The following is a 21,688-nucleotide window of genomic DNA, read 5'->3' as shown; positions in this document are numbered from 1 at the left end:
GGGGGGGGGGCCGCCGGCGCGCCGGCCACCCCCCGCGCTGTCCCCCCGTCAGACCCCGGCACCCCCGCCTCCCGGTCCGCCACCCCCGGCCGACCCCTGATCCGGTACGCTGTGAACGGCCTGGTCACCGACCGGCCACGCCTCAGTAGCTCAGGGGATAGAGCACGGCTCTCCTAAAGCCGGTGTCGCAGGTTCGAATCCTGCCTGGGGCACATTCAGAACCGCAGTTCGCAGGCCCTCCGCCCACCCCGGGCGGAGGGCCTGCGGCGTTCCCGTCCCTCCGCTCCCTCGGTCCTCCGGCACCGCCCCCTCGGGGCCGGGTCAGCGGAGCGGACCGTCCAACTCGCTCTCCTCCAGCGGCTCGTCGGCCCGCGGCATGCGGACGGACGGCACGATGACCCGCTGGACCCTGGGCCTGGTGCGCCAGTTGACCCGTCGGACGTCCCGGGCCAGGGCTCCCGGCCGCCAGAGTTCGATCACGGCCGTCACGACGCCCAGCACGGCGCCGGCGGCCAGCCAGCCGGCCAGTACGTCGCTGGGCCAGTGCACCCCGAGGGCGGTCCTGGTCCAGCCGATGGTCAGCACCGTCACCGCGGCCACCGCGCAGGCGGCGGTCCGGCCGCGTCGGCCGACCCGGTACCAGACCAGGCCGACCAGGACGGCACAGGTGATCGCCGAGGCCATGGCGTGCCCGGAGGGGAAGGCCGGGCCGCCCGCGTGCGACACCGGGTCGGAGAAGGCGGGCCGCTGCCGGCCGACGGCCAGCTTGAGCGCCCACTGGGCCGCCCAGCCCACCAGCGCCTGGGCGGCCACCCAGCCGGCCAGCACCCGGGCACCGATCAGCAGGAGCCAGGCGGCCGCACAGCCCAGCAGGATACGCATCGTGACCGGGCCGCCGATGTCGGAGAGGGTCTGCACCGCGGCGGTCCAGATCCGGTGATCGCGTGCGTAGGAGTGCAGTCCGCCGATCCAGTCCTGGTCGAACTCGTGCAGGGGGTGCCAGCGGCCCGTCACCAGCGCCGCCAGGAGGCCGAACAGCGCGGCGCAGCCCAGCGCGACCGACGCGTCCCGGAGGAGGCGGCGATGACGCACGGTGACGGGTCTCGTGCTGTTGGTCAGGTGCATGCCTGACACCTTCCCAGTGCGCTGTGCCGATCGGGAGCTGGAGTGATAGCGATTCGGCATCTTTTGTGCGGAGGACCTGCGTGCGCCGGGGGGCGGGCGCGGGCGGAAGTCGAGGGCGCGCGGGAACGTCCACAAGCGTTCGCCTGTTCAACCCATGGGCGACGGTTGCGTGTGCGGTCGGTGAAGAGGCGTTCCACGGGCGGTCGCGAACGGGCACCCGAGGTGCCCGGGCGGTCACCGAGTGTCCAGGACCGGGGTGAAAACCGGCAGGATACTGCATCACGAGGAAGAATCTGAACGACTTGGGAATGTTGTCCGGAATCTGTTCGTTGGATCGTTACGTGTGAGCCCCTGGGGGCCCGCACTTCTTGCCCTCCAGGGGGGCAGGCAGGCAGACCTCGGCAACACCAGCAAAGGGAGCAAGCATGGCCACCCGTGCCGTCGTTCGCGACAGGGCCGACCGGACTCGCACGGCCCGCCCGACCAACCTTGAGGCCGACCGCGACCTGGTCGGTATGTACCTCGACGAGATCGCCAGGACGCCCCTGCTCGATGCCGCCGAGGAGGTCGAGCTCTCGCTGCGGATCGAGGCCGGTGTGTACGCCCAGCACCTGCTGGAGGAGAGCGAACTCCCCGACGGCCGGCTCCCCGACGGCATCACGCGCGAGGAGCTGGAGACGATAGCCGCCGACGCCGAGCGCGCCAAGGACGTCTTCATCCGCTCGAACCTGCGCCTGGTGGTGGCCGTCGCCCGGCGCTACCCGCGCAGCGGCCTGCCCCTGCTGGACCTCATCCAGGAGGGCAACGCCGGTCTGGTGCGCGCCGTCGAGAAGTTCGACTACGCCAAGGGCTTCAAGTTCTCCACCTACGCGACGTGGTGGATCCGGCAGGCGATCACCCGCTCGATCGCCGACCAGTCCCGCACCATCCGGCTGCCCGTGCACCTGGTCGAGGAACTCGGCCGGATCCGCCGGGTGCAGCGGGAGAAGTCCAAGGAGCTGGGGCGTGAGGCGGAGCCGGCCGAGATCGCGGCCGAGCTGGACACCACCGAGGCCCGGATCAAGGACGTGCTGGACTGGGCGCGGGACCCGGTCAGCCTCAACATGTCGGTCGACGACGAGGGCGAGACCCAGTTCGGCGACCTGGTGGAGGACACCGGGGCGACGTCCCCCGAGGACGCCGTGATGGTGATGCTCCGCCGCGAGGAGCTGGACGGCCTGATCGGGCGGCTGGACGACCGCACCGCCTCGATCATCCGCTCCCGCTACGGCATGGAGGACGGCCGCGAGCGCACCCTCACCGAGGTGGGCAAGCAGCACGGCCTCACCCGTGAGCGGATCCGGCAGATCGAGAAGCACGCCCTGGCCGAGCTCAAGAAGATCGCCGACCACGCGGGCTTCGAGGCCGCCTGACGGCCGGCGGCCGAGGCCGACCACCCGGGCCCGGGTGCGGAGTGCTCCGCACCCGGGCCGGCGCGTGTCGTCGGGAGCCTCGCGAGGCTTCTACGCTGAAAGGACAGGTCGGACCGCGAGCAGGGGAGTGGATGAGATGAGCGAGCAGGAACAAGGGCAGGCGCAGGAACCGGGGCGCGAACAGGGCCAGGACCGGGCGCGGGGGGGCACCCCCGCCCCTCCCTCCCCCTCCCCCTCCCTCCCACCCTCCCCCTCCACCCCACCCACCACCACCCCTCCCGCCTCCACCACCTCCACCTCCGCCAAGGCCCGCCTGGTCTTCCGCGACCCGCTGGACCAGCAGTCCAGGGACGACACCGACGCCGGCTGGGGCGATCGCCCCGGGGCGGGTGCCGGCGGTGGGCGGGGGCTGGACTGGTACCTGAGCCAGCGCCCGCCGCACCACGGCGACTGAGGGACTTCCTAGCGCGCCACGACCAGCGCGTCGCGGATCTCGGTCAGCAGTTGGACCTCCTTGGCCTCGGCCTCGGCCGCCACCTCGGCGGCGCTCTTCCGCTTGGCCGCCATCCGGTTCATCGGCACGATCAGCACGAAGTAGACGACGGCGGCGGTGATCAGGAACTGCAGGAGGGCGCTGAGCACCGACCCCCACAGGATGAGGATCCCGGACGTGACCTCACCGGTGGCGCTCACCTCGCAGGGCCCCTTGAGGCAGGAACTGTAGGACGCCAGGTCCTTCGTCCCGAACACGCCGACGATCGGATTGATCACGCCTTTGACGAAGGCGTTGACGATGTTGGTGAAGGCCGCGCCGATGACCACGGCGACGGCGAGTTCGACGACATTTCCACGCAGCAGGAATTCCTTGAAGCCTTTCATGCCGCCTCGAACGACGAAGTCGTCGCCGGGTTACGGGTGATCTTCCGGAAGCCCGGATTGACAACCCGTACGGCCCACGCCGCCGCCCGGGGGCGGTGGCAGCCCGGCCCGCGCGGGCCCGGAGGCGAATGCCGCGGCCGCCGCGAGCAGCACCAGCGCGGGCACCCCGCCCCGCCGTCGGACGGCCCGGCGCCAGCGGTGCCACCCGCCGCAGCCGCGCCGGATCGGCGGGAAGCTCGGCACCTCCCGCCGGGGCGGTACGGAGGGGGCGGGCAGCGGGAGGGGCAAGGTCGTGGTCGTCATCGGGACACCTCCGGAATCAGGTGGGTCTTGCTCGGTGTCCCCTACCTTGCGCGGATGCGCCGTGCCCCGGAAGTCGATTCCCACAGCCTGTGGACAAACCCGCCCCTGTGGACAACTTCGTACACCCGCACGAGTTGTTTCGATTCCGGAAGTTGACGGCGGTGCGCGGAAAGGCCCGCCCGGCGCGCGAAAGACCTGCCGCGACACGCGAAAAGGCCCGCCGTCCCCGCGTGGAGCGGGGCCGACGGGCCTTCCCGTGAGACCGGGGTCAGCCGGCGGCCGGAGCCGGGCTGCTGGACGAGCTGGACGAACTCGACGTGCTCGACGTGCTCGAAGAACCGGACGACGAGCCGGCCGAGCCGGAGCCCGACGACGTCGACGAGCCGGAGGACGATCCGGAGCTCACCGAGCTGCTGGAGGACGAACGGCTGTCGGTCCGGTAGAAGCCCGAGCCCTTGAACACGACGCCCACGGCCGAGAAGACCTTGCGGAGCCGTCCCTGGCAGTCGGGGCACGTGGTCAGCGCCTCGTCGGTGAACTTCTGCACCGCCTCCAGGCCGTTGCCGCACTCGGTGCACTGGTACTGGTACGTGGGCACTTGTCTTCCTCCTGGCACTCTCGCCTGATGAGTGCTAACGATGGTCAATGATGCGGTATTCCGTTGGATCAGTCCAGCGAATCCGGTGTGAGATGAGCCGGTACCGAGTCACCGACGACCGCGCGTTCAGCCCTTCGCGGCACCGACCAGCTGTGCCGCGCCGCCGAGGTCGGCCGAGGAGGCCACCACGCGGCCCGCCCCGCCCGGGGCCACCAGCAGGTGCCGCAGCGACACCAGCGCGATCACACCCAGCCCGGCGCCGACCAGCGGCACCAGGAACCCGGCGGACGGCCCGTGGGCGTCGATCAGCCGCCCGGCCACCATCGAGCCGACCGCCAGGCCCAGGCCGATGGCGCCGGTCAGCCAGGTGAAGGCCTCGGTCTTGGCCCCGTCCTCGACCAGGGTCTCGACGAGGGTGTAGCCGCTGATCAGGGTCGGCGCGATGGCCAGGCCGCAGACCAGCGCGGCGATCGAGAGCGTGACCAGGTTCGGCATCGCCCACAGCGTGGAGCAGCCCGCCACCAGCAGCGCGTAGCTGACCACCATCCGCTGCTGGACGGCCCGCCGCCAGGCGATGACGCCGTAGAGCACGCCCGCGACCATCGAGCCGCCGGCGAAGATCCCGTACACGGTGCCGGCCGCGTCGTGCTGGCCGACCGAGTCGGCGAAGGCGTTCACCGAGACCTGCATGCCGCCGAACACGGCCCCGACCCCGAGGATCACCCCGGCCAGCAGCCGGACGCCGGGGGAGGACAGTGCGGAGGCGCGCCGGACGCCGGGCTCCGGGGTGATCCGGGCGGGTGCGGTGCGGCGCTGGGCGGCGAAGACCAGGCCGCCGACGAAGGTCAGCGCGGCCTCGACGACCAGGGCGGTGGCCGGGTTCACCGAGGTGGCGATGTTGGCGGCCAGGATCGGGCCGATCACGAACGTGAACTCGTCCGTCACGGACTCGAAGGCGAAGGCGGTGCTCACCTTGGCCGACGCGGAGGCGGACGCGCCCTCGGCGCCGATGGTGGCGATCCAGCGGGCCCGGACCATCGCGCCGATCTGCGGAACGCTCGCGCCGGCCGGGACGGCGGCCAGGAACAGGCTCCAGGCGGGCGCGTGGCCGAGCGCCAGCGCGATCAGCAGGCCGACCGAGGCCGCGTGCACCACGACGGTCGGGACGAGGACGGCGGCCTGCCCGTACCGGTCGGCGAGCCGTCCGGTCTGCGGGCCGATCAGGGCCTGGGCGACGGCGGCGATGGCCGTGACGGTGCCCGCGGTGCCGTAGGAGCCGTGGGTGTCCTTGACCAGGAGCAGGATGCCCATGCTGAGCATCGCGTAGGGCATGCGCGCGATGAAGGCGGGGGCCAGGAAGGTCCAGGCTCCGGGCGTGCGCAGCAGCGCGCCGTACCCGACCTTGGCCGGTGTCGCGGCGTCGGTGGTCGCGCTGTTCGGGGTGCTGTCCGCGGTGTCCGGAGCGCTGTCCGCGGTGGTCTCGACCGTTCGGCGGGCCGTCACGGTCGGTCCTTCCTGCTGCCTGGTAGCGCGGCAGGGCATGGGGTGGCCCCGACGGCGCCGAGAGTCGTCCTCTCGCGCGTCGACCGGGGTAGATACCGGGCCGGCCGGGCCTGGTGGGCCGGGGCCGGACCGCGGCCGCCGAGCGGTCGCGCCAACTCTGCGTCAGGCAGATGCTGGGGGTGTTCTAACGGTAGTCATACGGCGTGGTCGTACCACCATACAGTTACGCGCGTAGATCCCGCCAGACCACCCAGGCCACCCGAGCCACCCGGGCCCCTCAGGCCTTTCAGGTCACCCGAGCCACCCCGGCGGCGCCTCAGCGCCCGTTCAGCCACCCCGCCAGCTTGCCGCCCTTGTCCACGGCCCGCAGCCGCCGCTCGGCCGCCTCGCCGACCTCGTCCGTGGTGACCACCAGCAGCTCGTCCCCGCCGCGCAGCATCGTCGCCTTGTCCGGCACGAAGGAGCTGCCGTCCCGTACGACCAGGGTGACCGCCGCCCCCTTGGGCAGCCGCAGCTCGCTGACCTCCACGCCGGACATCTTGGAGGTCGGCGACAGCGTGACCGAGAGCAGGTGCCCGTGCAGCTTCTCCAGTGGCGCGGACTCGATGTCGAGGTCCTGGCCCATGGCGCCCTCGCCGATCCGCAGCCGCTTGGCCATCCAGGGCAGGGTCGGGCCCTGGAGCAGGGTGAAGACCACGACCAGGATGAAGACGATGTTGAACACGTCGTCGGCCTTGTGCGCCCCGGAGACCACCGGGATGGTGGCGAGGACGATGGGCACCGCCCCGCGCAGTCCGGCCCAGCTCAGCAGTGCCTGCTCGCGGACGGGCACCTTGAACGGGGTGAGCGTGAGTACCACGGACAGCGGCCGGGCGAGGAAGACCAGCACCCCGCCGACCACCAGCGCGGGGACCACCGCGTCGCCCATGGTCTCGGGCGAGGCGAGCAGTCCGAGCAGTACGAACATCCCGATCTGCCCGATCCAGGCGAGCCCGTCGGCGAAGCCGCGGACGGCCGGGCCGTGCGGCAGCTTGGAGTTCCCGAGGATCACCGCGCTGATGTAGACGGCGAGGAAGCCGGAGCCGTGCAGCAGCGCGCCGCCGGCGTAGGCGAGCACGGTCAGGGCGACCACGGCGATCGGGTACAGGCCGGAGGACGGCAGGGCGACGTGCTTGACGGCGAACGCGCCGAGCTTGCCGACGGCCAGGCCCACCGCGGCGCCGATCGCCAGTTCGGCGGCGATCGTGGCGAGCAGCATGTACCAGGAGTCCAGCTCGCCGGTGGAGGCGAAGGCGACGACCAGGATGACCACGGGCGCGTCGTTGAAGCCGGACTCGGCCTCCAGCAGGCCGGTGAGCCGGTGCGGCAGCGGGACCATCCGCAGCACCGAGAAGACGGCGGCGGCGTCGGTGGAGGAGACGATCGCGCCGAGCAGCAGCGAGGTGCGCCAGTCCAGGCCGACCAGCCAGTGCGCGCCGGCCGCGGTGACGAAGACGCTGACGCCGACGCCGACGGTGGCCAGGACGGTGGCCGCCGGCATGGCGGGTCTGACCTCGCGCCAACTGGTCTTGAGGCCGCCCTCGGCGAGGATCACCACGAGTGCCGCGTAGCCGAGCACCTGGGTCAGTTCGGCGTTGTTGAAGGTGACGCCGATCCCGTTCTGGCCCAGTGCCACGCCGATCCCGAGGTAGATCAGCAGACTGGGCAGCCCTGATCGGGTCGAGAACCGGACGGCGACCACTGCGAAGAGCAGGATCACGGAGGCTTCGAGCAGGAGCTGGTTCAGGTGGGCGACGTTCACGCAGTGGCACCTCGGGCAGGCATGGGCGGGCGGGGTGTCAGGTGGTGCCGGGCCGGGCGGTGCCGGACCGTCGACCCGTTAAGAAGTCGTCAATGCTCCTGTTGCGGATCGTTACTCAGTCTAACATTTTGCCATATCTTTAGTTTCATTGCCTACTTCCTTCCTCGTCGCGCCCGCCGTGAGCGCCCTCGGGGCGCCCACCGGCCCCTTCCGGGCCGCCCGTTGACCGCCTCCGATCCCGCCGGGAGCGTCCCCCGTGCACGCCGGCCGTCCGACTCGGCCTAATGTGGTGCCCTGTCACGGCCCCAGGCCCTGGACACGCCCGCCCGCCCCGAAGTCAGGACCGCAAGGACCCAGATGCCCCGCTCGAAGAAGTTCCGGCGCGCCCGTCTGATCGTGATCGTGCTGGTCGTGCTGCTGGTGGCCGGTGTCGGCTACGGCGGCTACCGCGGGGTCACCGCGGTCCGCGCCTCCTTCCCGGAGGTGGACGGCACGGTCAAGGTGGCGGGCCTGAGCGCGCCGGTCGACGTCAAGCGCGACGCCAACGGCATCCCGCAGCTGTACGCGGACACCAGCGAGGACCTGTTCCGCGCCCAGGGCTACGTCCAGGCCCAGGACCGCTTCTGGGAGATGGACGTCCGGCGGCACATCACCGCGGGCCGGCTGTCCGAGATGTTCGGCGACGGCCAGGTCGACACCGACTCCTTCATCCGCACCATGGGCTGGCGGCAGGTGGCGCAGAAGGAGTACGACACCAAGCTCTCGCCGGAGACCAAGAAGTACCTCCAGGCCTACGCGGACGGCGTGAACGCCTGGCTCGCCGAGCACCCCGGCGGGGAGAAGGCCTCGCTGGAGTACGCCATGCTCGGCGCGGTCAACAGCGGCTACAAGCCCGAGCAGTGGACCCCGGTCGACTCGGTGGCCTGGCTCAAGGCGATGGCCTGGAACCTCTCCGGGAACCTCCAGGAGGAGATCGACCGCTCGCTGCTGGCCCAGGACTTCGGCCCGGACAAGATCGCCGAGCTGTACCCGGACTACCCGTACGCCCGCAACGGCACGATCGTGAAGACCGGCACCGTCAACGGCGACACCTACCGCCCGGCCGACGGCTCGGCCCCGTCCGGCGCCGCCCCCGGCGCGGGCACCGCCCAGGGCGCGGCCACCACCAAGGCGCTGCTGCAGGGCCTCAGCGACCGGATCGACGGGATGCCGCAGCTGCTCGGCCGCCCCGGCCAGGGCATCGGTTCCAACTCCTGGGTGGTCGCCGGCTCGCACACCACCACCGGCAAGCCGCTGCTGGCCAACGACCCGCACCTCGGCCCCGGCCTGCCCTCGGTCTGGTACCAGATGGGCCTGCACTGCCGGACCGCCTCGCCGGCCTGCCAGTTCGACGTCACCGGGTTCACCTTCGCCGGCATGCCCGGCGTGGTGATCGGCCACAACAAGGACGTCGCCTGGGGCTTCACCAACCTGGGCGCCGACGTGACCGACCTCTACCTGGAGAAGGTCACCGGCCCGGACACCTACCAGGTGGACGGCAAGGACGAGAAGTTCGACCTCCGCAAGGAGACCATCAAGGTCGCCGGCGGCGAGGACCGCACCATCACCGTCCGCACCACCCGCACCGGCGCCCCGCTCATCTCGGACGTCAGCACCGAGCAGCAGAACGTCGGCAAGTACGCCCCCAACGGCAGCTCCGCCCCCGACCGCGGCACCGGCGGCTACGGCGTCGCCCTGCAGTGGACGGCGCTCAGCCCGGGCAGGACCATGGACGCGGTCTTCGAACTGGACCGGGCCCGCAACTGGGACGAGTTCCGCGCCGCCGCCAAGGACTTCGCCGTCCCCGCGCAGAACCTGATCTACGCCGACGGCAAGAACATCGGCTACCAGGCCCCGGGCGTCATCCCGGTGCGCGGCAAGGGCGACGGCTCGATGCCGGCCCCGGGCTGGGACTCCTCGTACCAGTGGAAGCCGGACCCGGTCCCCTTCACCGCCCTGCCGTACAGCCTCAACCCGGCGGCCGGCTACATCGTCACCGCCAACCAGGCCGTGGTGGACCCGAGCTACAAGTACAGCCTCACCAAGGACTGGGAGTACGGCACCCGGGCCAAGGAGATCACCGACCAGATCGAGGGCCTGCTCAAGAACAACGGCAAGATCTCGCCGGACGACATGCAGACCCTCCAGCTGGACAACACCAGCATCATGGCCAAGACGCTGGTCCCACTGCTGCTCAAGCAGCGGATCGACGACCCCTACGTGCGCGAGGCCCAGGACCTGCTCAAGGACTGGAACTTCCACCAGGACGCCGACTCGGCCGCCGCCGCCTACTACAACGGCGTCTGGCGCAACCTGCTCAGCCTGGCCTTCGGGCAGAAGTTCCCGGCCGACATCCGGGCCAAGGACAACTGCCTGCTGGTGCGCCAGCAGGACGACCCGACCAAGCCGGACAGCTCCAGCAAGATCGTCACCCAGTGCGGCACCCGCGACCCGAGCAAGGCCCAGCCGGACGGCGGCGACCGCTGGACCGAGGTCGTGCGCACCCAGCTCGACAAGCCCGACAGCTCCTGGTGGACGTACATCGACTCCGACCACAAGGAGCAGAAGGGCCTGGACAACCTGCTCAAGGAGGCGATGAAGAACGCCCGGCAGGACCTGACCTCGCTGCTCGGCAAGGACATCTCCACCTGGAGCTGGGGCCGCCTGCACAAGCTGGAGCTGCGCGAGCAGACCCTCGGCACCGACAACTCCTCGATCGCCTCCGGCCTCGTCCACAAGCTGCTCAACCGCGGCCCGTACCGCCTCTCCGGCGGCTCGGCGGCGGTCGACGCGGCCGGCTGGAACGCGGCGGCGGGCTACCAGGTGGACTGGATCCCGTCGATGCGGATGGTGGTCGACCTGAACGACCTGGACTCCTCGCGCTGGGTCAACGTCGGCGGCGCCTCGGGCCACGCCTTCCACCAGAACTACAACGACCAGACCGACCTCTGGCTCAAGGGCAAGCTGCTGACCTGGGCCTACACGCCGGACGCGGTCGAGAAGGCCACCAAGCACAAGCTGGTGCTCACCACGGGCTGAGGCCCGTCCCGAGCCCGCGCGGCCCCGCCCTCCTCCCCGGGAGAGCGGGGCCGCCGCCGTTTCAGCCGCCGCCGTCCCGGCCGCCGCCTCAGCCGCCGCCGTCCCGGCCGAGCGCCCGCACCCCGGAGGGCGTGACCGCGAGGTCCACCGGCAGGTCGTGCGGCTCGGCCGGCACCCGCTCCAGCAGCTCGTGCTCGTACAGCAGCACCGCCAGGACCGGCCGCGCCCCGGCCCGCTCCAGCCGGGCCAGCACCCGGTCGTAGCTGCCCCCGCCGCGGCCCAGCCGCAGCCCGGCGGCGTCCACCGCCAGGCCCGGCAGCAGCACCACCGAGGCCCCCGTGACGGCCTCCGGCCCGAGCCGCGGCCCGACCGGCTCCAGCAGCCCGCGCCCGGCCGCGGCCAGCGCCGCCGGCCCCGCGTACTCGGCCCAGTCCAGGTCGTTGTCGGGCAGCAGCACCGGCAGCAGCACCCGGACGCCGCTCTCCCGCAGCGCGTCCAGCAGCGGACGCGTCCCGGGCTCCGCGCCCACCGACACGTACGCGGCCACCGTGCTGCCCGGCGCGGCCAGTTCCCGCGCGTGTCCGGCCAGCGCGAGTGCCGCCCGCGCGCGCCCCTCGGCGGTGAGTGCGCGGCGCCGCGTCAACAGCCGTGTCCTCAGGTCGCTCTTCTCGTTGTGCACCGGATCCTCCACGTCCGAAAACCGTGACGCGCAGAGCCTGACACGCGAAAGGGCGCCCCGATTGTCCACCCCGTTGCTGGTCCAGGCCCTGGCCGCGCTGAGCGCCCCCGCGCTGGCCGGCGCCACCGTGCTCGGACTGCGCGCGCGCCGGGAGCGGGCCGGGGCGGCCGCCGACCGGGAACGGCTGACCGGCCGGATCGCCGAACTGGAGGAGCGCTGCGCCGAGCTGGAGCGGACCGCCTCCTGCGACCCGCTCACCGGCGTCTGGAACTACCGCCACCTGCAGCTCACCCTGGACCGGGAGATCGAACGGGCCCGCCGCGCCGAGCACACCGGCCAGGCCGAGGGCCCGCGCCCGCTGGCCGTCCTGCTGCTGGAGATCGCCGGCTTCGACGCGGTGCTCGCCGAGCACGGCCGGGCCCGCGGCAACGCGATACTGCGCGACCTCGCCCAGCGGCTCGCCATGGAGATCCGCCGCGCCGACACCCTGGGCCGCTACAGCGGCGAGGAGTTCCTGGTGGTGCTCCCGGACACCGGCGCCGAGGGCGCCGCGCAGGTCGCCGAGCGGCTGGTCTGGTCGGTGCGCCGGCACCTGCTGCTCGACTGGTCCTCCGGCACCCGGGCGCCCCGTCCGGCCGGGGGCAACGGCCTGACCGCCGCCGTCGGCATCGCCGTGCTCCCCGAGGACGGCGCCCACGCGGCCGTCCTGCTGCGCTCCGCCGACGGGGCCCTGGCCGCCGCCCGCCGCGCCGGCGGCGACTGCTGGCGGCTGGCGCCGGGCCCCGGCCGCCCCGCCGGGCCCCGTGAGCAGCCCGCATCCGGGCCGGAGCGGGCGCCGACTCCCGAACGTGACCGTTCGGAAAAGCCGGGTAGTCTGTCGGCCTGTACCGGAGGGGACCCCCTGGCCCAGCCGGTCGCTTCCCATACGCCCGCCACCGTGGCCGTGCCCCGGGACGTGCTGTCCTAGCCGCCCGACCGCGCTCGGCCGGGCGAAAACGTGCCTGAGTAAGGTAAACGCATGACGACGACCACCTCCCGTATTCCGGTAACCAAGGCCGTGGTACCCGCGGCCGGACTGGGCACCCGCTTCCTCCCGGCGACCAAGGCCACCCCGAAGGAGATGCTGCCCGTCGTCGACAAGCCGGCCATCCAGTACGTCGTCGAGGAGGCCTCCGCCGCCGGCCTCTCCGACATACTGATGGTCACCGGCCGCAACAAGCGCGCGCTGGAGGACCACTTCGACCGCGCCTACGAGCTGGAGGAGCTCCTCGTCCGCAAGGGCGACGAGGACCGCCTGCGCCGGGTCCGCGAGTCCGTCGAGCTGGCCAACATGCACTACGTCCGCCAGGGCGACCCGAAGGGCCTCGGCCACGCCGTCTCCGTCGCGGAGCAGCACGTCGCCGGCCAGCCCTTCGCCGTCCTGCTCGGCGACGACCTGATCGACCCGCGCGACCCGCTGCTCGCCCGCATGATCGAGGTGCAGCAGGAGCTCGGCGGCTCGGTCGTCGCCCTCATGGAGGTCGACCCCTCCCAGATCCACCTCTACGGCTGCGCGGCCGTCAAGGCGAACGGCTTCGGCGAGGACGTCTTCCAGGTGACCGACCTGGTCGAGAAGCCCGAGCCGGGCGAGGCGCCCTCCAACTACGCCGTCATCGGCCGCTACGTCCTCGACCCGCTGGTCTTCGACGTGCTGCGCGAGACCCCGCCCGGCCGCGGCGGCGAGATCCAGCTCACCGACGCCCTGCGCGAGCTGACCACCCGCGACGCCGAGGCCGGCGGCCAGGTGCACGGCGTGCTCTTCAAGGGCCGCCGCTACGACACCGGCGACCGCGCCGACTACCTGCGCGCTATCGTCCGACTGGCCGCCGAACGCGAGGACCTGGGCCCGGAGTTCCGCTCCTGGCTGCGGGAGTTCGTCGGTTCCGAGCTGCAGGACTGATCTCACGACACAGAGAGCGAGCCGCCGATGACCCGGTCCACGGAGCACACCACCACCCCCGCAGCCTGCTGCGACGGGTCCGCGGACCGGGCACCGGCGGCTCCTCGCTTCTGGACGGTGGACGAGCACCGCGCCGACGTCCTGGCCGCGGTCGGCCCGCTGCCCGCGATCGAGCTCCAGCTGCTCGACGCCCAGGGCTGCCGGCTGGAGGAGGACGTGGTCGCCGAGGGCGACCTGCCGCCCTTCGACAACAGCTCGATGGACGGCTACGCCGTCCGCACCGCCGACACCCGGGGCGCCACCGAGGCCTACCCCTCGGTGCTCGCCGTGGTCGGCGACATCGCGGCCGGCGCGGGCGACCTGCCCAGGGTCGGCCCCGGCCGGGCCGCCCGGATCATGACCGGCGCCCCGGTGCCGCCCGGCGCCCAGGCGGTCGCCCCGGTCGAGTGGACCGACGGCGGCACCGGCACCGGGACGGCCGCCGCCGCGATGACCGCGCCGGTGCCGGACGAGGAGGTCCGGGTGCTGCGCCCGGTCGCCGAGGGCGCCCACATCCGCCGCCGCGGCAGCGACGTCGCCGCCGGCACCACCGTCCTGGAGGCCGGCACCCGGCTCGGCCCCACCCAGCTCGGCCTGCTCGCCGCGATCGGCCGGGCCACCGTGAAGGTCCGCCCGCGGCCCCGGGTCGTGGTGCTCTCCACCGGCAGCGAGCTGGTCCAGCCCGGCGAGCCGGTCGGGCCCGGGCAGATCTCCGACTCCAACAGCTTCACCCTCACCGCGGCCGCCCAGGAGGCCGGCGCCATCGCCTTCCGGGTCGGTGCCGTCCCCGACGACGCCGACCGGCTGCGCGCCGTGCTGGAGGAGCAGCTCGGCCGGGCCGACCTGATCGTCACCAGCGGCGGGGTCAGCGTCGGCGCGTACGACGTGGTCAAGGAGGTCTTCGAGTCCTACGGGGGAGTCGACTTCCGCAAGCTGCGGATGCAGCCCGGCAAGCCCCAGGGCTTCGGCCGGATCGGCGGCGCGGCCGGGGTGCCGCTGCTCGCCCTGCCGGGCAACCCGGTGAGCGCCTACATCTCCTTCGAGCTCTTCGTCCGCCCGGTGATCCGCACCATGCTGGGCGCGACCGACGTCCACCGCCCGGTGGTGCGCGCGCTCTGCCCGTCCGCGCTGCGCTCCCCGGCCGGGCGCCGGCAGTTCCTGCGCGGCCGGTACGCGGCGGACGGCACCGTGCGGCCGGTGGGCGCCGCCGACTCGCACCTGGTCGGGGCGCTGGCCCGGGCGAACTGCCTGATCACCGTTCCCGAGGAGGTCACCGAGCTGCCCGCCGGCAGCGAGGTCGACGTGGTGCTGCTGGACTCCTGAGCGTTCCGCGGGCGGCGGGTCAGCAGCGCCCCGGGGCGAGCGGGCGGCGGCAGAGCGGTACGGTAGCGCGGTATTCGACCTGCGCGCCCCTGGAGTTACCCGTGACGACACCGAATCCCGGCGACCGCCTCACCCACGTCGACGACCGGGGCGCCGCCCGGATGGTCGACGTCTCCGAGAAGGCCGCCACCGCGCGCACCGCCGTCGCGGCCGGGCGGGTCAGGGTCTCGCCGCGGGTGGTGGCGCTGCTGCGCGGCGAGGGCGTGCCCAAGGGCGACGCCCTCGCGGTGGCCCGGATCGCCGGGATCATGGGCGCCAAGCGGACCTCGGACCTGATCCCGCTCTGCCACCCGATCGCGGTCTCCGGCGTCGAGGTCGACCTCACCGTCGGCGACGACGCGGTCGAGATCACCGCCACCGTGCGCACCGCCGACCGCACCGGTGTCGAGATGGAGGCGCTGACCTCGGTGACGGTCGCCGCGCTGACCGTGATCGACATGGTCAAGGCGGTCGACAAGGGCGCGAGCATCGAGTCCGTCCGGGTGCTCAGCAAGACCGGCGGCAAGAGCGGCGACTGGTTCGCGCCGGAGGTTTCGGCGTGAGCGAGCGGAGCGAGCGAGCCGTCAAGAGGTGCGGATGGGCGAATGCCCCTGCCGAGCGAAGCGAGGTGGGCGCATGAAGGCGCTCGCGGTGACGGTCTCCAACCGGGCCTCGGCCGGGGTGTACGAGGACAAGGGCGGCCCGCTGCTGGTGGCGGGTCTGACCGCGATGGGCTTCACCGTCGACGGCCCGCGGGTCGTCCCGGACGGCGAGTCGGTCGAGGCCGTCCTGCGCGAGGCCGTCGCCGCCGGCTACGACGTGGTGCTGACCACCGGCGGCACCGGCATCTCGCCGATGGACCTCACCCCCGAGATGACCGCCCGGGTGATCGACCGGCAGGTCCCCGGCATCGCCGAGGCCGTCCGCGCGTACGGCCGCGACAAGGTGCCGACCGCGGCGCTCTCCCGCGGGCTGTCCGGGCTCGCCGGACGTACCCTGATCGTCAACCTGCCGGGTTCGACCGGCGGCGTCAAGGACGGTCTGACCGTCCTGGAGCCGCTGCTCGCGCACGCCGTCGACCAGCTCGGCGGCGGGGACCACCCCCGGCCCGACGCACCGGCTTCCGGGACCGAAGCATCGAGGAGAGGGCACTGAACGCCGGCTGGCCGGTAGAACTCCACGAGGGGGAGGTCGTGCTGCGCCCGATCCGGGCCCGCGACCAGCGCGAGTGGCAGGAGGTGAGCCGCCGCAACCGGGACTGGCTGCGGCGCTGGGAGGCCACCGTGCCGCCCGGCCCGGCCGGCCAGGCCGCCGGGCCCCGCCCGACCTACCGGCAGATGGTCCGCTTCCTGCGCGGCGAGGCCTCGGCGGGCCGGATGCTGCCCTTCGTGGTGCTCCACAAGGGCCAGCTGGTCGGCCAGTTGACCGTCGGCGGGATCACCTGGGGCTCGATGTGCTCGGCCAACGTCGGCTACTGGATCGACGAGGCGGTGGCCGGCCGGGGCATCATGCCGACGGCCGTGGCGCTGTCGGTGGACCACTGCTTCCACACCCTCGGACTGCACCGGATCGAGGTCTGCATCCGCCCGGAGAACGGCCCGAGCCGACGGGTGGTGGAAAAGCTCGGCTTCCGTGCGGAGGGAATGCGCCCGCGCTATCTCCACATCGACGGGGACTGGCGGGACCACCTGGTCTACGCCCTGACCGCCGAGGAGGTCCCGGAGGGGATGCTGGAGCGCTGGCGGGCGCTCAGTTCCGGGCGCGAGCCACGTAATTGAATATTTGTTCGAAAGAAATATCGATATGGCATCGGCGCGGTGGCGGACCGTCACAAACACCGGCAAAATAGTCGGAGAATCAGCTTGATCACACGACACGCCGCGCCAAATTGCTGCCGGGCCTTCCCCGTCGCCCGTACGGTGTGAATCGTGAGCAGTAGCGGCCTTATCTACGCCGTCATCGTAGGGGCCTGGGCCGCCTATCTGGTGCCCATGTGGCTCCGCAGGCAGGACGAACTCAACGAGGCGCGCCCGACGGAACGCTTCAGCACCGCCATCCGCCTGCTGGCCGGGCGTTCGGCGCTGGAGCGACGGGCAGCCCGGGCCCTGGGTGACGAATCGCGTGACGACGAGCACAGCAGCGACGGCCCCCCCGAGCGGGACGCGGCCGACTCCGGCGACCCCGCCGTGCGGGAGCCCGAACCACCGGTGGAGCGGCCGGCCGAACGGCCGGCCCCGGTGCGGCAGGTCGGGTCCGAGCGCCGGGCGCTGCTGCTGGCCCGTCGGCGCCGGATGGTCACCGCCCTCTTCCTGGCCTTCGCGCTCGGCGCGGTGGTCGCCGCGGTGGCGGGCCTGGCCTTCCTCTGGGTCCCGGCCGTGCCGGCGGTCCTGCTCACCCTCTACATCGGCCACCTGCGCAAGTTGGAGCGCCAGCGGTACGAGGTGAAGCTGGACCGCGACCGGGCCGCCCAGGCGGCCGAGCGGCTGCGCCAGCGCGAGCGGCAGCGCGCCGAGGCCCCGGCGGACGACCGGCCGACGGTCGAGGCGCCCACCCCGGACGACGACGCCCCGCCCGCGCCCGCCGGGCACCGCTCCGGCCGCCGTCCGCACCTGCGGCTGGCCGCCGATCCGGAGCAGGCCACCGTCGCGGTGCCGTCCGCCTCCGCGGTGGCCGAGGCGACCGAGCACGAGGAGTGGGTCGACGGCATACGCGAGCGCGGTGCGGCCGGCCCCGACTCCTGGGAGCCGGTGCCCGTCCCGCTGCCGACCTACGTCACCGCGCCGGTCGCCCCCCGGGTCTCCCGCGGCCTGGACCTCTCGGCCCCCGGCACCTGGACCGCCGGCCGGCCCGCCGAGTCCCGCACCACCCCGCTGTTCGACCAGTACGCCGAAGCCCCGGCTCCGCAGTCCCGCCCCCGCGCGGCCAACGAATGACCGCCGTGACCGCCCCCGACCAGGGGGGTGGTCACGGACCCCCTCCGAAAGGTGCTAGAGTTTCTTCTCGTTGGGGCTGTGGCGCAGTCCGGTAGCGCACCTCGTTCGCATCGAGGGGGTCAGGGGTTCGAATCCCCTCAGCTCCACCCAACGGACCGGTTCCGATCGGCCCAGCAAATCCCGCCGGGAGTTCAACTCCCGGCGGGATTTCGCGTTTTGACGCCCCGAAGCCCCGGGCCGCCCGCTCCGTGACCGAGCTCACAGCGCCCCCGCCGGGCGGAATTCGTTGTGCTTCCGGGCCCAGGGGGCTCTCAGAGGGGTCGGTTATGGTGGGTGGGCCCAGACGGTGACGAGGGAACGATCTGGTCTATCTCAACGGGGTGCCATCGCGGTGCGCGAGTTCGGTCTGACACGGTGGACGCGACAGGCGGACCCGGAGGGGCCCGAGGGCGGCCCGGCGAGCGGAAGACCGAATTCCTGGACCATCGCGGCGGCCTGCGTGGCCGTGCTGTCGGTGGCGGCCTTGGTCCTCCAGCGCCACCTGCACGGGGCGAACATGGTCGACATGCTCGTCTACCGGGCCGAGGGCCAGGCCGTGGTCAACGGCGACGACCTGTACGCGATGCGGCTGCCCGGCTGGGACCTCCCGGCCACCTACCCGCCGTTCGCCGCGATGCTGTTCGTGCCGAGCACCTGGTTCGACGTGAGCCCGCTGCGGATCCTGGTGACGCTCGGCAACTACGCGCTGCTCGGCCTGGCCGTGCACCTGTCGCTCAAGCTGGCCGGCTGGCCCGCCCGGCGCTACCGGACGGCGGCCACCGTCCTCGCCGCCGGCCTCGCGGTCTGGCTGGAGCCGGTCTACACCACCTTCCAGTACGGCCAGGTCAACCTGGGCATCCTCTGCCTGGTGCTGTGGGACCTCACCCGTTCGGACCGCAGCCGGTCCAAGGGCGTGGGCATCGGCCTCGCCACCGCGATCAAGATCACCCCGGGGCTGTTCACCGTCTACCTGTTCCTGACCGGCCGGACCAGGGCCGCCCTGGTCTCCATCGCCACCTTCCTGGCGGCCGGCCTGGTCGGCTGGGCCGTGCTGCCGGACGCCTCGTACGGGTTCTGGGCCAAGTACCTGTGGGACCCGAGCCGGGTCGGCGTCACCGTGCTGGTCGACAACCAGTCGCTGCGCGGGGCCGTCTGCCGGCTGCTCGACGTCAACGACCCCGGCACGGTCGGGCTGATCGCCTCCGCGCTGGTCGCCACGCTCGGGCTCGGGGTGGCCGTGCTCGCCGGGCGCTCCGCCCGGGTGCTGCGCCGGGCCGACGCCTGGGGCGGCGTCTGCGCCGCCCTCACCGCGCTGCTGGTCTCGCCGATCAGCTGGACCCACCACTGGGTGTGGTGCCTCCCGCTGATCGCCCTGCTGGCCGCGGAGGCCCGCAGCGCCGGCCGGCGGGTGCTGCTCGGCGTGACGCTGGCGGTGTTCCTCTCCCACGTGATGTGGATCGTGCCGCACCGCTGGGGCCGCGGCGTCGCCTGGTACTGGCAGCTGCCCGGCTCGATCTACCCGCCGCTGGCGGTCGCCGTCCTGGTCGTCATCGGCCTGCGGCTGTACCGGGCCCGGCGGCAGGCCGTGGACGCCTCGGCCGGCGCCTGGGCGCTGCTCGGCGCCAAGCTCGACCACGACCCCGACGCCCGCAAGCACGACGACGCCCGCAAGCACGACGACGACCGCGACCGCGACCCCGCCCTGAGCAACCGGACCTGACGGACCGGACCTCACGGACCAGAGACGGACCAGAGCCGACGTGACCACCCAGACCGCGACCCCGCCGACGACCCGGGCCGCCGTACCCGCCGCCGCCCGCCGGGCCGCGGCCGTCCTGGGCCCGCCCGCCCGGCGCACCGTGCTGCTCAGCCTGCTGTGCTTCGCGGTGATGTGCGCCATCGGGATGCAGGGCTGGCTCTCCGTCTCGCTCGGCGGCTTCGACCTCGGCATCTTCGACCAGGGCGTGCGCGGCTACGCCCACTTCGGGCTGCCGGTCTCGACGCTGAAGTACTACCACCACGAGTTCCCGCCCGGGTTCTCGCTGCTCGGCGACCACTTCTCCCCGGTCCTGGCGCTGCTCGCGCCGCTGTACTGGATCTGGGACGACCCGCGCTCGCTGATCATCGGGCAGGCGCTGCTGTTCGCGCTCGGGGTGCCGCTGATCCGCCGGATCGCCGCGCACTCCTTCGCCGCCGCCGAGCCGCGCACCGCCCGTCGGGCCGCGGACCTGGCCGGGCTGGTCTACGCGCTCGGCTGGCCGCTGCTGGTCGCCTCCCGGGTCGGCTTCCACGAGGTGGCCTTCGCCGTCCCGCTGACCCTGCTGATGCTGGAGCGCGGCCTGGCCCGCCGCTACGGCACGGTGGTGCTCGCCGCGGTGCTGCTGTGCTGCACCAAGGAGGACCTCGGCCTGCTGGTCGGCGCGTACGGGCTGGTGCTGCTGCTGCGCACCCGCCGCACCGGGGACCGCGCGGGGCGGCTGACCGGACTGGGACTGCTGCTCGGCGGCCCCGTCGCCTCGGCGGTGGCGATCAAGTGGCTGATCCCGGCGATGGGCGGCGAGCCGGGCTACTACTGGAACTACAAGGCGCTCGGCGACGACGGCGGCCAGGCGGTCACCCACCTGCTGCACAACCCCTTCCTGCTGGTGCAGACCGCCTTCGACCAGCCGTTGAAGCCGCTGCTGCTGCTCTGGCTGTTCGGCACCGTGTTCCTGCTGCCGCTGCGCTCGGCGACCGTGCTGTGCCTGCTGCCGCTGCTGGCCGAACGGATCCTCTCCAGCAACCCCAACCACTGGTCGATCGCCCGGCACTACGACTCGATGCTCTGGCCGGTCCTGCTGACCGCGAGCCTCGAGGTGCTGGGCCGGCTGAGCGGCACCGGGCGGCCCGAGCGGACCCGGCGACGGGCCCGGCTGCTGGGCCTGGGCACGGTCGGGGTGGCGCTGGTGGCGGCGGTGCCGATCGGGCTGCTGCAACTGGCCGTACCGTCCTCCTGGGAGCCCAGGGCGAGCGAGGCCGCGCTGGTCCGGGCGGCCGCGCTGATCCCGGACGGCGCCTCGGTGGAGGCCGACAACCAGATCGCGCCGCGGCTGACCGCCCGGACGGACGTGGTGCTGGTGGACGGGACACCGCGCGGGCGCGAGTACGTGCTGACCCGCTCCGACAAGCGGTCCTTCCCCTTCAAGACCGACAAGGAGCAGGCCGACCGGATCCAGCTGCTGCTGGCGCACGGGTACCGGCAGCTCTGGGCCGAGGACGGGGTGGTGCTGCTGCACCGCGAGGGCGACCGGCCGATCCCGGGTGAGCACGTGCCGGGGCCGGGCAGCAAGCCGGTCCAGGACGAGGTGCCGTCCGACGTGGGGCACAACCTGTTCAAGGGCTGATCCGCGCGCCGTCACGGGCCGGTCCGCGCACCGTCCGCCCGGACGACGGCCACCGGGCAGGGCGCGTGGTGCAGGCAGTACTGGGCGACGGTGCCCAGCGGGGCGTCCGGCGGGGTGGAGTGGCCGCGGTTGCCGAGGACGAGCAGGGCGGCGCCGGCCGCGGCGGCGACCAGGGCGGGCCCGGGCGGCCCGGCCTTGAGCCGGCGGTCCAGCCGGAGCCCGCAGTCCAGCCGGAGCCCGCAGTCGGCGGCCGCCTCGTCGAGGATCTCCGCGGCGCGGCGCTCCGGTTCGAAGCCGTCCAGGGCCGGCGGCACCAGGCCGTGCTCGCCGAACAGGCAGGGGAAGTCCCAGACCGCCACCGCCTCCAGCGGGCCGCCGGTGCGGCGGGCCAGGCGGGCCGCCCAGCGGACCGCGGCGCGGGCGGGGGCGGAGCCGTCCACGCCGACCACGATCCGGCCGCGCGGCTGCACCCTTCGATCGTAGACGCGGTCGAGGGCCGGCCGGAAGGTGTGCGGCCCGCCCGCGCCGGGGGGGGCCGGGGCGACGGGCGCGCGGGGGTGTGGGCGGGGGGGGGGTGGGGGCCCCGGGGCGGGGCGGGCCCGGGGGGGGCGGGGG

Annotated in this window: 19 protein-coding genes and 2 tRNA genes; 14 read left to right on the top strand and 7 right to left on the bottom strand. The window is 73.2% G+C overall.

The annotated features are described in order from the left end of the window. Window positions 1–139 precede the first annotated feature (139 nt). A tRNA-Arg gene (locus tag ACFXPX_RS38250) sits at window positions 140–212 on the top strand. 109 nt (window positions 213–321) lie between these two features. Here the strand turns inward: ACFXPX_RS38250 and ACFXPX_RS38245 are convergent. Beyond that, the gene (locus tag ACFXPX_RS38245; protein WP_375892772.1) at window positions 322–1,125 is read right to left on the bottom strand and encodes a phosphatase PAP2 family protein; all 804 of its coding nucleotides are present in this window, start codon (window positions 1,123–1,125) and stop codon (window positions 322–324) included. A gap of 425 nt (window positions 1,126–1,550) precedes the next feature. On the opposite strand from ACFXPX_RS38245, the gene ACFXPX_RS38240 reads away from it, so the two are divergent. Together ACFXPX_RS38240 and ACFXPX_RS38235 are read left to right on the top strand one after the other, a co-directional pair. Next, window positions 1,551–2,537 (top strand): sigma-70 family RNA polymerase sigma factor, encoded by a 987-nt coding sequence (locus tag ACFXPX_RS38240; protein ID WP_380644691.1) that lies wholly within the window; start codon window positions 1,551–1,553, stop codon window positions 2,535–2,537. 136 nt (window positions 2,538–2,673) lie between these two features. Further along, on the top strand, window positions 2,674–2,991 hold the full coding sequence (locus tag ACFXPX_RS38235; protein WP_380644690.1) for a hypothetical protein: 318 nt from the start codon (window positions 2,674–2,676) through the stop codon (window positions 2,989–2,991). An 8-nt stretch (window positions 2,992–2,999) separates the two neighbouring features. On the opposite strand, the gene mscL is transcribed toward ACFXPX_RS38235, so the two are convergent. From mscL to ACFXPX_RS38215, 4 genes are all read right to left on the bottom strand, one after another. After that, on the bottom strand, window positions 3,000–3,416 hold the full coding sequence (gene mscL / locus ACFXPX_RS38230) for a large conductance mechanosensitive channel protein MscL (RefSeq protein WP_375892768.1): 417 nt from the start codon (window positions 3,414–3,416) through the stop codon (window positions 3,000–3,002). Window positions 3,417–3,987: 571 nt separating this feature from the next. Beyond that, on the bottom strand, window positions 3,988–4,317 hold the full coding sequence (locus ACFXPX_RS38225; RefSeq protein WP_380644689.1) for an FmdB family zinc ribbon protein: 330 nt from the start codon (window positions 4,315–4,317) through the stop codon (window positions 3,988–3,990). A 126-nt stretch (window positions 4,318–4,443) separates the two neighbouring features. After that, the gene (locus tag ACFXPX_RS38220; RefSeq protein ID WP_380524054.1) at window positions 4,444–5,820 is read right to left on the bottom strand and encodes an MFS transporter; all 1,377 of its coding nucleotides are present in this window, start codon (window positions 5,818–5,820) and stop codon (window positions 4,444–4,446) included. Between the two features lie 316 nt (window positions 5,821–6,136). Beyond that, on the bottom strand, window positions 6,137–7,621 hold the full coding sequence (locus ACFXPX_RS38215; RefSeq protein ID WP_375892764.1) for a potassium/proton antiporter: 1,485 nt from the start codon (window positions 7,619–7,621) through the stop codon (window positions 6,137–6,139). Window positions 7,622–7,978: 357 nt separating this feature from the next. Here ACFXPX_RS38215 and ACFXPX_RS38210 point away from each other — a divergent pair, with 357 nt between their 5' ends. Continuing rightward, a complete protein-coding gene (locus ACFXPX_RS38210; RefSeq protein WP_380644688.1) occupies window positions 7,979–10,699 on the top strand; it encodes a penicillin acylase family protein in 2,721 nt (906 codons plus the stop codon). A gap of 88 nt (window positions 10,700–10,787) precedes the next feature. Here the strand turns inward: ACFXPX_RS38210 and ACFXPX_RS38205 are convergent, their stop codons facing one another. Next, a complete protein-coding gene (locus ACFXPX_RS38205) occupies window positions 10,788–11,378 on the bottom strand; it encodes a 5-formyltetrahydrofolate cyclo-ligase (protein WP_380397549.1) in 591 nt (196 codons plus the stop codon). A 61-nt stretch (window positions 11,379–11,439) separates the two neighbouring features. Between ACFXPX_RS38205 and ACFXPX_RS38200 the strand changes: the two genes are divergently transcribed. From ACFXPX_RS38200 to ACFXPX_RS38155, 10 genes are all read left to right on the top strand, one after another. After that, window positions 11,440–12,345 (top strand): GGDEF domain-containing protein, encoded by a 906-nt coding sequence (locus ACFXPX_RS38200; RefSeq protein ID WP_375892758.1) that lies wholly within the window; start codon window positions 11,440–11,442, stop codon window positions 12,343–12,345. 51 nt (window positions 12,346–12,396) lie between these two features. Beyond that, on the top strand, window positions 12,397–13,317 hold the full coding sequence (gene galU / locus ACFXPX_RS38195; protein ID WP_270144670.1) for a UTP--glucose-1-phosphate uridylyltransferase GalU: 921 nt from the start codon (window positions 12,397–12,399) through the stop codon (window positions 13,315–13,317). A 27-nt stretch (window positions 13,318–13,344) separates the two neighbouring features. Next, entirely contained in the window at window positions 13,345–14,679 is a 1,335-nt protein-coding gene (gene glp / locus ACFXPX_RS38190) for a gephyrin-like molybdotransferase Glp (protein WP_375892756.1), read from the top strand. Window positions 14,680–14,840: 161 nt separating this feature from the next. Beyond that, complete coding sequence (gene moaC, locus ACFXPX_RS38185; protein ID WP_380644692.1) at window positions 14,841–15,281, top strand: cyclic pyranopterin monophosphate synthase MoaC; 441 nt, start codon at window positions 14,841–14,843, stop codon at window positions 15,279–15,281. Between the two features lie 73 nt (window positions 15,282–15,354). Then, window positions 15,355–15,873, top strand: a complete 519-nt coding sequence (locus ACFXPX_RS38180) for a molybdenum cofactor biosynthesis protein B (RefSeq protein WP_380644687.1) — start codon at window positions 15,355–15,357, stop codon at window positions 15,871–15,873. A gap of 38 nt (window positions 15,874–15,911) precedes the next feature. Continuing rightward, window positions 15,912–16,496 carry a GNAT family N-acetyltransferase gene (locus tag ACFXPX_RS38175; RefSeq protein WP_375892754.1) on the top strand — a complete coding sequence of 195 codons (585 nt, stop codon included), beginning with the start codon at window positions 15,912–15,914 and terminating at the stop codon, window positions 16,494–16,496. A gap of 150 nt (window positions 16,497–16,646) precedes the next feature. Next, window positions 16,647–17,651 carry a hypothetical protein gene (locus tag ACFXPX_RS38170; protein WP_380644686.1) on the top strand — a complete coding sequence of 335 codons (1,005 nt, stop codon included), beginning with the start codon at window positions 16,647–16,649 and terminating at the stop codon, window positions 17,649–17,651. 72 nt (window positions 17,652–17,723) lie between these two features. Then, window positions 17,724–17,797 (top strand) — tRNA-Ala (locus ACFXPX_RS38165). Window positions 17,798–18,150: 353 nt separating this feature from the next. After that, complete coding sequence (locus ACFXPX_RS38160; protein ID WP_380644685.1) at window positions 18,151–19,410, top strand: glycosyltransferase 87 family protein; 1,260 nt, start codon at window positions 18,151–18,153, stop codon at window positions 19,408–19,410. Window positions 19,411–19,450: 40 nt separating this feature from the next. Beyond that, window positions 19,451–21,073 carry a DUF2079 domain-containing protein gene (locus ACFXPX_RS38155; protein ID WP_380524040.1) on the top strand — a complete coding sequence of 541 codons (1,623 nt, stop codon included), beginning with the start codon at window positions 19,451–19,453 and terminating at the stop codon, window positions 21,071–21,073. Window positions 21,074–21,084: 11 nt separating this feature from the next. Here the strand turns inward: ACFXPX_RS38155 and ACFXPX_RS38150 are convergent, their stop codons facing one another. After that, window positions 21,085–21,543, bottom strand: coding sequence for a universal stress protein (locus ACFXPX_RS38150; protein ID WP_380397559.1), 459 nt, complete (start codon window positions 21,541–21,543; stop codon window positions 21,085–21,087). Window positions 21,544–21,688 lie beyond the last annotated feature (145 nt).

The sequence above is a fragment of the Kitasatospora sp. NPDC059146 genome, assembly GCF_042786665.1.
Lineage (GTDB): Bacteria > Actinomycetota > Actinomycetes > Streptomycetales > Streptomycetaceae > Kitasatospora.
This window is presented reverse-complemented; position numbering and strand designations above follow the sequence as displayed.